Raw genomic sequence first — 14352 nt, 5'->3', positions numbered from 1 at the left:
CTGGGCCGCAGGGCTCAGCAGCGCCCGCTCCCCGCCGCTTCGGCCGCCGCCCGCGAGAGCAGCGTCACGTGGCGCCCTAGCCCGGCGAGGCGCGGGTTTCTCGTCTCGCCACGCAAGTATCGCTCATGGAGACGCTGCGCGATCACCGCGACCTTGAAGAGCCCGAAGACATAGTAATACACTGCGCGCGCGAACGGCCGGCCGGTCCGCTGCTCGTAGCGCTCCACGAGCTGGCGCCGGGTCAGGCTGCCGGGGAGATACGTCGGGCCGACCGCCAGGAGGCGATGAGCCGGGTCGTCACGCTCTTGCCAGTAGGCCAGCGCGGTTCCGAGATCCATGCGCGGATCGCCGATGCTCCCCATCTCCCAGTCCAGCACGGCGACAACACGCGTGAGATCGCCGGGATCGAACATGAGGTTGTCGTACTTGTAGTCGTTGTGGATCATCGCCGCCGCGCCGTCGGGGGGAAGCTCTGCCTCCAGCCAGCGCGCGACGTCAGCCATGTCGACCTGGGAGCCCACCGCAGAACGCTTGTAGCGCAAGATCCATTCCCGCACCTGGCGTCCCGCGTAGCCCTCGGAGGCCGTCAGGCGGGTAAGACCAGCGGCCTCGCCGTCAATGCTGTGCAGGTGCGCCAACGTGTCGATGAACACCTCGGAGAGGCGGCGTGCCTCCGTGACGCCGAGCGCGAGCCCGGCGGGGAGCTGACGCCGCAAGACGAGACCTCGTCTCCGCTCCATGAGATAGAATGGCGCGCCGATCACCGAACGGTCATCGCAGCGGCAGATGGGGCGCGGCGCCAGCGGGTAGACCTCGCACAGCCGCGCGAGCACATCGTACTCCCGCATGACGTCACGCGCGCCACGCCCCTCGGCCGCGTCGGGAGCGCGGCGCAACACCATTTCACGCCCTCCCACCGTCACGAGGTAGGTCAGGTTGGAATAGCCGCCGTGAAACTGCGCGACCTCGATCGCCCCGCCCCGCCCCGGCGCGCTGGCGCGGAGCCACGCGGCGAGCGCAGCGACGTCGAGCCCCTCGCCGGGTCGCGGCTCTGCCGGTTCGTCCATCAGCGCGCTCATCGACGCTCGTCCTTGCGGAGCCCAGCGCCGGCGAGGATCCGCCTCGCGACGAGGGTCTTGTGGATCTCGTCCGGCCCGTCATAGATCCGCGCGCCGCGCTCCTGACGGTAGAAGAACGACAGTATGGTATCGTCAGTCATCCCCAGGGCGCCGTGCACCTGGAGCGCGCGATCCAGCACCTTCGCCATCACGTCCGCCACGTGGAACTTGACCAGCGACACGTCCGTCCGCGCCTCGTGTATCCCGCGGGTCTCGAGCTTCCATGCGGAATGCAGCACGAGCAGGCGCGCGGCGTCGATCTCGGCGCGGCTCTCGGCGATCCACGTCTGCACGATCTGGCGGCCCCCGAGCGGGTCGCCAGGGGCGAGCTCACGGCGCGCGGCGCGCTCACACATCATCGAGAACGCGCGCTCAGCGACGCCGATCCAGCGCATGCAGTGATGGATGCGCCCGGTGCCGAGGCGCGACTGGGTAATCAGGGCGCCAGCGCCGCGCGACCCGAGGAGGCTCTCGGCAGGGAGGCGACAGTCCTCGTAGACGATCTCGGCGTGGCTCGCCCAGCCGCTGCCGGTCTGCCCCATGATGGATAGGTTGCGGACGAGACGGTACCCCGGCGCGCTGGTCGGGACGATGAATACGCTCTGTCGAGCATGGGGCTCCGCGGCGGGATCGGTGATGGCGACGACGAGCGCGAACGCGGCGCCATCGGCGCCGGTGGAGAACCACTTACGGCCGTTCAACACCCACCCGCCGTCGCGAGGCGACGCGGTCGTATCCAGCCACAGAGGGTTCGAGCCAGGGTGCTCCGGCTCCGTGAGCGAGAAGCAGCTCCGGATCTCCCCTGCGAGGAGGGGGCGAAGCCACCTTTCCTGCTGCTCCGGAGTCCCATGCTCGATGAGGATTTCCATGTTCCCGGCGTCCGGAACCTGGCAGTTCAAGGCGTAATGCCCGAGAGGGCTTCGGCCGAGCTGCTCGCTGATGAGGGCAAAGCCGAGCACGCCGAGGTTCATGCCGCCGTGCTTCTCGGAGAGCTGCGGGAGCCAGAGCCCCCGCCTCCTGGCGTCAGCGCGCACGCGATCCAAGGCTCTCTCGATCTCGAGGAACGGTCTCGTCGCGAGATCGGCTTCGAGCGGGATGACCTGGGCGTCGATGAACCCACGGATCTCCTGCGAGAGATCGGCGATATGTCTGGGGATCGAGAACTCCATGGGGTCCACCTCGCAGGGAGCGCCGCGTCAAACGTCGTTCGCGTCGACGACGCCGATCTGCGCTATAAGCGATTTCATCTGCCGCTCGCTCAACGCGGCCTCCGCCGGCTCGGTGAGCTTCGGTGCAGCGGCGAAGGCTCGTAGCGAGCCTGCGATGTGCTGGCCGATCTCCGTGACCGCTGCCTCGTCGAAGCCTGGCTCCCGGTACGTCCAGTCGAGACGGAGGGCACCGGCGAACACCCCCGCAGTGAGGCTCAGCCGGTACCCCCCCAGCGTACGCGCGTCGGGGTCAGGAGCGATCGTCTCTCGCACCGGCAGGAAGAGGGCGTCATGATCGCCGCCCGCGTCGACGTTGCCCATGTAGAGGAAGCTCACCGCCGCGCGCGGCAGCGCCTGCAGCCGGGTCCTGATCTCGGGATCCGGGTCGATGCAGCGGAGCACGCCATAGCCGACGCCCCCACGCGGAACCTCGGCGAGCCGCGCGCGGATCACCGGAAGGGCCTCGCTCAGGTCGCGCGCGCGGCCGAGATCGATGAGGATCGGGAAGATGGCGGTGAACCAGCCGATCGTGCGAGAGACGTCGAGATCCTCCCCCGCGAGCGCGGCGTCACGCCCGAGCCCCTCCACGTCCACGAGATGCGCGGTTCGATTCGTCCGCGCGGCAAGCGCGAGGGCCAAGCTGGCGAGGCAGAGGTCACCCATGCTCACCCGCAAGCGCCGCGCTGCCTCGAGCAGGGCACGGGTCTCGGCCTCGGCGAGGACGAGCGAGGCGCTCGCTACCCTCGTCTCTGCCGGGAGAGGGCTATCGCCGGGCAGATCCTCGGCGCCCGCCCGACCCTGAGAGAGCCAGTAATCCAGCTCGTCGCGGAACGCCCCCGCGCGCGCCAACCGATCCACCTTCTCCGCCCAGCTCCGGAACGATGCCGTCGCGGCGGGGAGTTGAACCGGTTGGCCGAGCGTGAGCTGCAGGTAGGCGTGCTCCAGGTCCTGTACGAAGATCCGCAGGCTCATGATGTCCGCCACCAGGTGATGAACGACGAGGAGCAAGCGGCTTCCGCAGTCGCCCCCCAGCGAGAACAGGGCGGCACGAACGAGCGGTCCGTTCACTGGATCCAGCTCGCACCGCAGGCTCATGGCGGCGGCAGCGGCGGCGGCTTGGTGCACGGCGGGGGGGCTACCGCTGAGATCGATGTGATTGACACCGGCGAGGTGCGTCGCGCCGATCTGCGCTTGGGTCCACTCGCCGTCACGGCGGCGGAAGCGCAGTCGGAAGGCGTCGTGGTGATCCAAGACGCACTCCAGCGCACGCTCGATGCGCTCCTGCACCAGCTCGGCGGGACTCTCCAGCACGACGGTGAGATCGAAATGGCGGGCATCGTCGATGCCCTGAGCGAAAAACGCGCGCTGGATGGGCGTGAGCGGGACCGGTCCTGGCTCCCGCTTCGCTGGCGTCCGGCGGGCGGGAGAGAGCTCGAGCGTCGGCGCCAGCGCAGCGATTGTGTCGAGCTCGAACAGCTTCCGCGAATCCAGCCTCATGCCTCGTTCGTGGGCCCGCGCGACCATCTGCACGAACGTGAGCGAGTCAGCCCCGAGCTCGAAGAAATTGTCGCGAACGCCGATGTCGGCGAAGCCGAGGAGCTCACCGAGGATGTCCGCGAGCGCGCGTTCAAGGGGGCTCTTCGGCGCGACGTACTCGCTGGTCAGCGCGGGGCGGGGCTGGCGCGCGTTCCGGCCTGCGGGCCGCTTCTCGGTAGGCGCGATCAGCGCGGCCACGGAGAGGGCTTCCCGGGTTCGCTGGAGGAGGCCATCGAAGTCGCGGGTGGACACGATCACCTGAGGCCGAGGGCTCGCCAGGATACGACGGAAGACCTCGATCCCTTCGCCGGGCGTCATGCCGCCGCGAACCAGGTCCGCTGGGAGGTAGCGCGACACATCCGACGCGTCGACGCCCATTCCGAGCTTACCCCAGCCGTCCCACGCCACGGAGATCGCCGTATGCCCATGGACCCTGCACAGCCGCACCGCGAGCGCGTCGAGCGCGATGTTGGCTGCGCAATAGTCGACGCTTCCAGGGGGGCCCATGTAAGCCTGACTCGAGGAGCAGAGCACGATGAAGTCGAGAGCGTCACCGCCGAAGACGGTCTCGATGACGTGCCCTCCCCGCACCTTGGGTGCCAGGACGCGCTCGGCGGCCTCCCGTGTCTTCGTGTGAATGAGCCCATCGGGCGGGAGCCCGGCCGCATGGATCACGCCGTGAATCGCGCCGAACCGCCCCTGCGCGCGCCGCCGCACCTCACGCATCGAAGCCTCGTCGGCCACGTCTGCGCGCAGCACGAGCACCTCCGCGCCGGACGCCTGGAGCGCCCGGAGCGCGCGGATCTGCTCTCGCGTGCGTTCTGGAGCTCCCGAGCCGCCGCTGCTCGCCAGCAGACCGTCCCAGCGCTCCTCCGGCGGGAAGTCCGAGCGGCCCACCAGCACGAGCTTGGCGGCCGCGGCGCGCGCGAGGTACCCAGCCAGCACGAGCCCTATACCGCCGAGGCCGCCCGTGATGAGATAGACGCCTTGTCGTCGGAGGAGCGGCGGTTCGCCAGCGGGCGGCTCGAACGAGACCTGCTCGAACGCCTGGACCCAGCGGTGCTCGCCGCGGTAGGCGACCAGGAGATCGGACGGCACGTCCTCCATCTCCGCGAGGAGCTGGGCGACCCCTCGGCCTCCGGCGGGATCGACGTCGATGTTGCGGCACAGGATGCCCGGGTACTCCTGGTTGATCACGCGGACCGGGCCGAGCACGGTGGCGTCGTGGGGGCGCGGGCGCTCTGCACCCGTGACGTCATGGAGCCCGCTCGTCACGACGAAGAACGGGGTTTGCGATTCGCCCGCTCCCGCGCCGAGAGAGGACAGGACGAGCCGCTCGCCGAGCGCCTGTGCGAGGCCGAGCAGCTCGTGGAAGAGCTCGGCCTCCGCGGGCCCGCGCTCTTCGAGCCCGGCGCCAAAATGAAGGACGGCTCGGCGTGAGCGGCTGGCGAACTGTGTCTCGTCGAGGAGACGGATGTAGTCGCTAGGACGCGCGGGATCGAGCGTGTAGGCATGCTCTTCGAGCTTCGCGAACTGCCCGCCTCGCGCCACGACCACCACGTCGTCACCGGACGCGCGCAAGCGCGTGACGACGTCCTGTCCCATGCCGCGCTCGCCGCCGAAGACGAGCCAGGAGCGCCCGCTCGCCCGCGGCGTTCGCCGGCCCGAGCGCGCCAGGGTGGAGATCGATTGCTTCCACACGGGGACGTAGAACCAACGAGCGATGTCGGCCTCCGGCGCGAGCGTGCTCGCCTTGGAGCCCCACGCCGAAGGCTCGATCCAGTAGCGACGACGCTCGAAGGGATAGGTAGGAAGCGCGCTGCGGCGGCGATGCTCGCCGGCGAACAGCCCGCTCCAGTCGATCGAGAGCCCCGCGAGCCACAGCCGCCCCAGCGCGCCGAGAAGGAAGCTCTGATCCGAGCTGGGATCGCGCGGCCGCCTCAGGAGGGACACGGCGCGCAGCCGATCGCCGCCACGAGCGCTCCGCTCCAGCCATGGCGCCAACGTTCGCCCCGGTCCGACCTCGATCAGCACGCGCCGCTCGTCCGAGAGCATCTCCGCCATCCCTTCCGCGAAGCGGACAGTCTGCCGGAGGTGATCCGCCCAGTAGCGCGGGCTGGTGGCCTCTTCCGCTGTCATCCATCGTCCGGTGACGTTCGACAGGACAGGGATCGTGGGAGGATGGAGGCTGACCCCCGCGACAACATCGGCCAGGCGATCGACAGCGGGCGCCATCATGCGGGAGTGAAACGCGTGGGACGTCGCGAGGCGCGTGCTGCTGATGCCGCCTTCCGCGAGGCGACGCGCGAGGGCCTCGATCGCGGGCGTCTCGCCCGCCACCACGCAGTCGGACGGTCCGAGGACGGCCGCGAGGCACAGATCGTCGCCGATCACCGCGCGCGTTTCCCGCTCCGACAGGCGGATCGCGAGCATCGACCCCTCCGGGAGCTCCCCCACGAGGCGACCCCGCGCGACCACGATCTTTAGCGCATCCTCCAGCGTGAACACGCCGGCCAGACACGCAGCGACGTACTCGCCGATGCTGTACCCGATCATCACCTGCGGGTGGATCCCCCAGGCCATCAAGGTCCGCGCGAGCGCGTACTCGATCACGAAGAGCGCGGGTTGCGCGAGCTCGGTCCGGTCGAGCGTCCGCCTCGGCTCTGCGCTGTCCGCGCGCGGATAGAGCGCGCCGACCAGATCGAACGCGGGGTGACGACGCATCAGGATGTCCGCAGCGTGGTCGACGTGGGCGCGGAACACAGCTTCTCGCTCGTAGAGCTCGCGCGCCATGCCCTCGTACTGGGAGCCTTGCCCGGAGAACACGAACGCCGGGACACGCTCCCTGGCGACGACGTCCGACCCGATCGACTGACGCGGATCTGCTGTGCTCAGCGCGGCCGCGGCGTCGGCCGGATCGTGGCACACGAACGCGCTGCGGTGAGCGAAGGCCTTGCGGCCTGTGCTCAGCGTGAAGGCGACGTCGGCGAGGTTGACGCTCGGGTCTCGCCGGAGGTGGTCGGCGAGGTTCGCAGTCACCTTCTTCAGCGCGTCGCTCGTCTCCGCAGACAGGACCAGGAGCTGAGACGGCCTGGACGGCCCTGATGCCGGGAGCTCGGGCGCTTCCTCCAACACCACGTGCGCGTTGGTCCCTCCGATACCGAACGAGCTCACGCCCGCGCGGCGTGGCGCGGCGCCTGCGTCCCACGGAGAGAGGGCGGTGTTCACGTAGAACGGGCTGCCAGCAAAATCGATCTCGGGGTTGGGTGACTCGAAATGGAGGCTCGCGGGCAACAGCCTGTGGCGTAATGCCAGGACGACCTTGATCAGCCCTGCAATGCCCGCGGCCGCATCCAGATGGCCGATGCTCGTCTTCAGCGATCCTATGGCGCAGGAGCCGCGCCTGCTCGTCGTGGCGCCAAACGCGCGCGTCAGCGCCGCGATCTCGATGGGATCACCGAGGGGCGTGCCTGTCCCGTGGGCCTCGATGTAGGTGATGTCATCGGGCTGGACGCCAGCGGCCGCCTGGGCCTCGGCGATCACCTCGGACTGCGCGGCTACGCTCGGCGCCGTATAGCCGATCTTCTGAGCGCCGTCGTTGTTGACGGCGGCCCCCCTGATGACGGCGAGGACGACGTCGCCGTCGGCGAGGGCCTCTTCCAAGCGCTTGAGCAGGACGACCCCCACGCCGCTGCCGGGCACCGTTCCGCGCGCTCGCGCGTCGAACGCCCGGCAGTGCCCGTCGGGGGACAGGATTCCGCCCTCCTGGAACACGTAACCTCGTTCCGGGAACACGCCGATCCTGACGCCGCCGGCGAGCGCCATATCACACTGGTACGTGGCGAGCGCGTGGACCGCGAGCTGCACGGCGACCAGCGATGACGAGCAGGCCGTGCCCACGTACATGGCGGGCCCCTTGAGGTCGAGCTTGTAGGAGACCCGTGTGGCGAGGAACGCGGGGTCGTTGCCGAGCATGATCGGCAACTCGCCCGCTGTGTGGACGACGGAGGGCGTCATCGCGATGTTCTTCATCAGGTAGTCGCTCGGGCCCGTGCCCGCATAGACGCCGATGCGACCGGGATACGAGGCGGGGTTGTAGCCGGCGCTCTCGATCGCCTCCCACGCGCTCTCGAGAAAGAGCCGATGCTGCGGGTCCATGAGCTCGGCCTCGCGCGGCGAGACGCCGAAGAACTCCGCGGCGAACCTGTCGATGTCGTCAAGCGCGCCGGCTGCGCGGACGACGCGCGGACTTCCCTCGCCGGCCGCTCCGCCGCCGTCGAAGAACCTGATCGATTCCACGCCGTCGCGGAGGTTGGTCCAGAACTGGTCGAGATCAGCAGCGCCGGGGAATCGCCCAGCCATGCCGATGATCGCGACGCAACCCACAGGCAAGTCACTCATTCAGCGCCTCCTTCCTTTCTCCCGCCGGAGGCGCTCGAGCACTTCCCGGCCCCTGTCGACCCTCTCCTCGATCGCTTCGAAGCGCGCCGGCTGCGGCGGAGCGCTCTCCAGGTGCTCGGCGAGACGGCTCACGGTAGAAAACTGGAAGAGATCCACCAGCTTGAGCTCGTGCCCGAGGCTCCGGAGCTGTGCGTGCATGCGAACCAACAGCAGAGAGTGCCCGCCCAGATCGAAGAAGTTGTCGTGGATGCCGATCCGCTCGATCTGCAGGAGGCTGGCCCAGACGCTCGCGATCTGCTCTTCGGTCCGTGTGCGGGGCGGCGCATAGGCCTCGCTTTGCTCGGGGCGCGCTGCCTCGGGCGCCGGCAGGGCCTTGCGGTCGACCTTGCCGTTGAACGACAGCGGCAGGGCGTCGATCCACATGAAATTGGCCGGAATCATGTAATCCGGCAGCTCGCCCTGCAGGTGATTGCGCAGCTCGGCCACGCTCGGCTGCGCCGCGTCACGCGCCACCAGGTACGCAACGAGGCGCTTGTCTCCAGGCGCGTAGTCGCGCGCCATCACCGCCGCGTCACGAATGGCGGGGTGCTGCTTCAGCACACTTTCGACCTCGCCGAGCTCGATCCGGTACCCTCGGATCTTTACCTGATGATCGATTCGCCCCAGGTACTCCAGGCTGCCGTCCGGTAACCACCGGCAAAGGTCGCCCGACTTGTAAAGACGGCCGCCGGCGTCTCCACAGAAGGGGTCAGGAACGAACCTGTCCAAGCTCAGCTCGGGGCGGTTCAGGTACCCGCGAGCCACGCCGGCGCCGCCGACATAGAGCTCACCTGGGACTCCGATGGGCAAGAGAGCGCGGTCCTGGTCGAGCACATACACGCTGAGATCGGGGATTGGACGTCCGATGGGGCTCACCGATGCGCCGTCGACGTCCTCTGCGACCAGCGGCCGGTAGGTGACGAACACGGTGGTCTCCGTGATCCCGTACATGTTCACGAGCTCAGGGGCGTGGTCACCGTGGCGCTTGAACCAGGGTCGCAGGCTCTCGAGATCGAGCGCCTCGCCAGCCAGGATGACCAGGCGAAGGGCCAGTCCGGCGTCCCCTCCGCCAGCCGCTGCGTCCGCGGTCACAATCTGCCGGAAGGCAGACGGGGTCTGGTTGAGCACGGTGACCTTCTCTTCGCGGAGAAGCCGGTGGAAGACCTCCGGAGATTTGGTGACCTCGAACGACACGACGAGGAGCCGGCCGCCATACAGCAGAGCGCCCCAGATCTCCCAGACAGAGAAGTCAAACGACGAGGAATGGTACAGCGTCCATACATCCCGTTCGTCGAAGTGGAACCACGCCTCCGTCGCATGGAACAGCCGTGTAACGTTCGCATGGGTGACCAGCGTGCCCTTCGGCTTGCCAGTCGAGCCCGAGGTGTAGATCACGTAAGCGAGGTGTTCGGGCGTCACCCCGCTCGTCGGGTTGGTGCTCCTCTGCCCTGTGATCTCCGGCCCCATCGCGTCGATGCACAGCGTGTGGCTGTCATGCTCCGGGAGCCTCGACAGGAGCGCTCGCTGCGTGAGCAGCACGGCTGGCCGAGCGTCCGTCAGCATGAACGCGATCCGGTCCTTCGGATAGGCGGGATCGAGGGGCACGTAGGCGCCGCCGGCCTTCAAGATGGCGATGATCCCGATGAGCAGCTCGAGCGAACGCTCGACACACAGCCCGACGAGCACCTCGGGCCCGACGCCGAGAGAGCGGAGGTGGTGAGCGAGCTGGTTGGCGCGCTCGTTGAGCTCGCGGTAGGTGAGCTGCTGCTGCTCGAACACCACCGCGACGGCGCTGGGCGTCCGCTCCACCTGCGCCTCGAAGAGTTCGTGAACGCAACGGTCGATGGGATAGCTCACGTTGGCGCCGGCCCAGGCGCTGAGCTGCGTTCGCTCCTCCTTCGTGAGCATTGAAATCTGCGAAGCCGGCCGCTCGGGCTCCGCCACGAGGTTCTCCAGGAGAGACTGGAAGTGGCCGGTCAGCCGCTCGATCGCGGCGGCGTCGAACCGCTCCGCGGCGTACATGATCTGCAGCGCCATTTCCCGCCCGGGCTTCACGACCACGGTGAGGGGGTAGTTGGTCTGCTCTATCGGCCGCACGTCGGTGATCTCCAGCGCAGGGTGCCCCTCCCGCAGCATCTGGTCGATGGGGTGGTTCTCGACGACGAGCACGCTCTCGAAGAGGTCCTTTTGCCTTGGGAGCGAGCTCCAGCGCTGCACCTGAGCGAGCGGGCTGTGCTCGTAAGGAAGCTGCTCGGTCTGCCGCGCTTGGAGCTCTTGCAGCCAGGACACGACAGGCTGCTCGGACGCGAGCTGGACGCGCACGGGGATGGTGTTGATGAACAGCCCTACCATGGCATCGATGCCGTCGACGCCCGTCGAGCGTCCCGACACTGTCGCGCCGAAGAGCACGTCGCTCTCTCCGCTGTAGCGGCTCAAGAGCAGCGCCCAGGCGCCGCGGACCAGGGTGCTCAGCGTCAGGCCGTGCTTGCGGGCAAAGCGCTCAAGCGCTGATTGGCCCGCGGCAGTCAGCCGCCGCTCATGATGCGGCGGCGCCGAGCCCGCGGGCGGCGCCGCGCCGCGGGGCCGGTCCAGCGGGATCGGTGTCGGCGCCGAGAAGCCCTGGAGCGCGCGGCGCCAGAACGATTCGACGTCCGCTCTGGCCTGCTGCTTCAGCCAGGCGATGTGGTCGCGGAACGGCCGCCGGCTCGGCATCGCGGCGGGTCGCCCGTCACGAGCCGCTTCGTAGAGCTGCAGCATCTCGGTGAACAGGAGCGGCAGCGACCAGCCGTCCAGGATCACATGATGGAAGGTCCAGATGCACTGATAGGCCTCCTCCGTCAGCCGGATGAGCGTGAACCGCATCAGCGGCGCCACGCTGGCATCGAAGCCCTTGGCGCGGTCTTCCGCGAGCCACGTGGACGTCCTTTCCTGCTGCTCGCTCTCCGGGACACCACGCCAATCGAGCTCGACCCACGGCAGCCGGACGCCGCCGCGCACCACCTGCAGGAGCTCGTCGGCCCCCTCCCACACGAACGCCGTGCGCAGGACGGCGTGCCTGGCGACGAGCGTCTGCAGGGCCTCCTTGAAGGCCGAGACAACGAGCGCCTGTGGGATCTTGAAGGCGACCTGCTCGACGTACACGCCAGAGGCCGGGTCCCGGAGAGCATGGAAGAGCATGCCCTCTTGCATCGGCGAGAGTGGATAGGCATCCTCGACGTCCCTCGCCGCCCTCCCGACGCCCACGAGGCGATCCACGGCGGCCTGGGTCAGCTGCACGAGGGGAAAGTCCGATGGAGTGCGGCCGCCCGCTTCCGCTGCACGGCAGTGGTCCATCAGCGTCCTGAGCGACGTCAGGAACGCCTGCGCGAGGCGGTCGATCGTGGACCTCCGGTGTAAGCCCTCGCTGTACGTCCACGCGATCTGCAGGCGCCCCTCGGCGACCAAGGCGTTGATCTCGATCGCATGCGTCCGGGCGCCGCGCGGGCTGCAAGCTGGCCCGGTCGACTCGGTGGCGCGCTCGAACAGGGGGGATTCCGCGAAGCTCTGGTCGAGCTGCCCCAGGTAGTTGAAGAGCACCTCGGCGCGCGGGAGCGCCTGGTACTTGGCAGAGACCGAGGGGACCTCGTTCAGGTACCGCAGCGCCCCGAAGCCCACGCCTCGGCCGGGGATGCTGCGCAGCTGCTCTTTGACCGCCTTGAGCACCTCCCCAGGTCCGCCCGCAGGCGCTCGTAGCTCGACGGGAAACAGCGCCGTGAACCAGCCGATCGTGCGTGACAGATCGAGGCCACCGCCGATGTCCTCCCGCCCGTGCCCCTCCAGGTCGAGCCGCAGCGCGCGCGCCCCCGTCCACTCGCCAAACGCTTCCAGCAGCGCGGTGAGCAGGACGTCATTGATCTGCGTCCGGTAGACCGCCGGAACGTCTCGCAGGAGCGCACGGGTCTCTTCGACGCCGAGCGCCACCTCGACCGTTCGTGCCGAGGCGACGGTGTTGTCTCCCTCCTCGACGTCACGCGGGAGTCGTACAGGTGAGCTCGGCGCCAGCCAGCACGAGCTCTCGCTCTGCACCGCTTCCGACTGCGCATACGCCGTGAGCCGCTCGGCCCACGCCTGGAAGGACGTCGTCTTCGGCGGGAGCCGGATCGGCTCCCCCGCGCGCGCCTGCGCATACGACGTCTGCAGGTCTTCGAGCAGGATACGCCACGAGACCCCGTCGACAACGAGGTGGTGAATCACCAGGAGGAGCCTTCCGCGCTGCCCCGCGCCGAGGTGTATGAGCACCGCGCGCATCAGCGGACCCTGCGCGAGGCTCAGGCTTGCTTGCGCCTCTGCCGCAGCGGCTTCGAGCGCGTGCGCCTTCGCCGGCGCAGGCACAGCCGAGAGATCGACGACGCTCACCGTGGCGGCCGCATCGAGCGCGCCGCTGACCTGACGCACGCTCCCGCCCTCGGCCACGAACCGCATCCGCAGCGCATCGTGGTGCCGCACGAGCGCCTGCACGGCCTGCTCGAGGCACCCCGGCTCCAGCGGCTCGCGGAGCTCGAGCAGCACCGCCTGATTGAAGTGATCCGGCTCCGGCTGCTGCTGCTCGAAGAACCAGCGCTGAATCGGCGTCAGCGCGACCGGACCGGTGACGGGCCCCTGCTCGGCCTGCGCCCCGACCACGGTGGTGGCCTGCGCCGCCAGCGACGCGACGGTCTGGTATTCGAAGACCTGCTGGATCGACAGCCCGAGCCCCGCCCGTCGGGCTCCACTTGCCACCTGCACGGCAAGGATCGAGTCGCCGCCCAGCGTGAAGAAGTTGTCGTGAATACCCACCCGATCGATCCTGAGCACGTGGCTCCAGACGCCAGCGAGCAGCTCTTCCGCGTGGGTACGTGGTGGCGTGTACGTACGGCTTTGCTCCGGATGTGCCATGTCGGGCGCCGGCAAGGCCTTGCGGTCGACCTTGCCGCTAGGCGACAGCGGCAAGGTGTCGAGCCACATGAATCCAGTCGGGACCATGTACTCCGGCAGAGCGCGCTGCAAAAGCTCCCGCAGCTCGTCGACGTCCGGTCGGATCGCATCGCGCGCCACGAGGTACGCCACGAGCCGCTTGGTCCCGGGCGTGTCCTCGCGCGCGAGCACCACCGCACCCTGGACCGATGGATGCTGCGCCAGCACGCTCTCGATCTCGCCGAGCTCGATCCGGTAGCCGCGGATCTTCACCTGGTGATCGATGCGGCCCAGGTATTCGATGTTGCCATCTGGAAGCCACCGGCACAGATCGCCGGTCTTGTACATGCGCGCACACGGGTCGGCGTTGAAAGGGTCCGCTATGAACCTCTCCGCCGTCAACTCGGGGCGGTTCAGGTACCCGCGCGCCACCCCGACCCCGCCGATGTACAGCTCTCCCGGGACGCCTACCGGCGCGGGTGACGCGTGCGCGTCCATCACGTAGAGCTGCGTGTTCGCGATAGGCCGACCGATGGGAACAACTCCGCGCGCGTCGTCGCGCTGGCACTTCCAGAATGAGACCTCGATCGATGCCTCTGTCGGGCCGTAGAGGTTGTACAGCTCCGCTTGACTGCGCTCGAAGAACCGCGTCATGAGCTCATAAGACAGCGCCTCGCCACTGCAGATGACCCGCTTGAGCGAGCCACATCGGCCAGCGCTCAGCTCCTCCATGAACGCATGGAGCATCGATGGGACAAAATGCACCGCCGTGACGCGCTGCGCTTCTATGATCCGAGCAAGGTAGGCGCTATCTCGGTGCCCCCCTGGCCGGGCTACCACGAGCCGCGCTCCGGTCAAAAGCGGCCAGAAGAACTCCCATATCGACACATCGAAGCTGTGCGGCGTCTTCTGCAATACCGCGTCTCCCGGCCCCAGGGTGAACGCGTCCTGCATCCACAGCAGGCGATTTCTCAGGCCCCCGTGCGTGTTCATTACCCCCTTCGGGCGGCCCGTCGAGCCTGACGTGTATATCACGTACGCCAGCGTTGACTCCGTCGCTCCGCTCGCGGGATCGTCCTCTCGCCCCTCCGCGGGCTCCGCATCCAGGCACACCACCG

General features: G+C 68.7%; 4 protein-coding genes (1 of these 4 cut by a window edge). All 4 read right to left on the bottom strand.

What is annotated here, in order from left to right; all coding sequences use genetic code 11:
* Positions 1-14 precede the first annotated feature (14 nt).
* Tightly spaced (at most 27 nt apart), the 4 genes in view from WMF42_RS15580 to WMF42_RS15565 form a layout consistent with a single transcriptional unit that may run on beyond the window.
* Entirely contained in the window at positions 15-1079 is a 1065-nt protein-coding gene (locus WMF42_RS15580; protein ID WP_061608995.1) for a phosphotransferase family protein, read from the bottom strand.
* Positions 1076-2287: an acyl-CoA dehydrogenase family protein gene (locus WMF42_RS15575; RefSeq protein WP_061608994.1), complete on the bottom strand. Its 1212-nt coding sequence runs from the start codon at positions 2285-2287 to the stop codon at positions 1076-1078. Before WMF42_RS15575 ends, WMF42_RS15580 begins: the two co-directional genes overlap by 4 nt.
* Positions 2288-2314: 27 nt before the next feature.
* Positions 2315-8263: an SDR family NAD(P)-dependent oxidoreductase gene (locus WMF42_RS15570; protein WP_437692724.1), complete on the bottom strand. Its 5949-nt coding sequence runs from the start codon at positions 8261-8263 to the stop codon at positions 2315-2317.
* A protein-coding gene (locus WMF42_RS15565) for an amino acid adenylation domain-containing protein (RefSeq protein WP_437692722.1) crosses the window boundary here: on the bottom strand, positions 8264-14352 show its end. The gene runs 6532 nt beyond the window's last position; 6089 of the gene's 12621 nt are visible here — the last part of the coding sequence; its start codon lies off the right edge, out of view; its stop codon occupies positions 8264-8266.

Origin of the sequence: Sorangium sp. So ce176, assembly GCF_051519835.1 — a bacterium.
Lineage (GTDB): Bacteria > Myxococcota_A > Polyangia > Polyangiales > Polyangiaceae > Sorangium > Sorangium cellulosum_G.
Note: the sequence above shows the minus strand (reverse complement) of the source record. Positions and strands in the feature narration are given on the sequence as shown.

Bases quoted from the DNA above. Each gene is read 5' to 3' on its own strand.
- WMF42_RS15580 (WP_061608995.1), bottom strand. From the start codon at position 1,079: ATGAGCGCGCTGATGGACGAACCGGCAGAGCCGCGACCCGGCGAGGGG.
- WMF42_RS15575 (WP_061608994.1), bottom strand. From the start codon at position 2,287: ATGGAGTTCTCGATCCCCAGACATATCGCCGATCTCTCGCAGGAGATC.
- WMF42_RS15570 (WP_437692724.1), bottom strand. From the start codon at position 8,263: ATGAGTGACTTGCCTGTGGGTTGCGTCGCGATCATCGGCATGGCTGGG.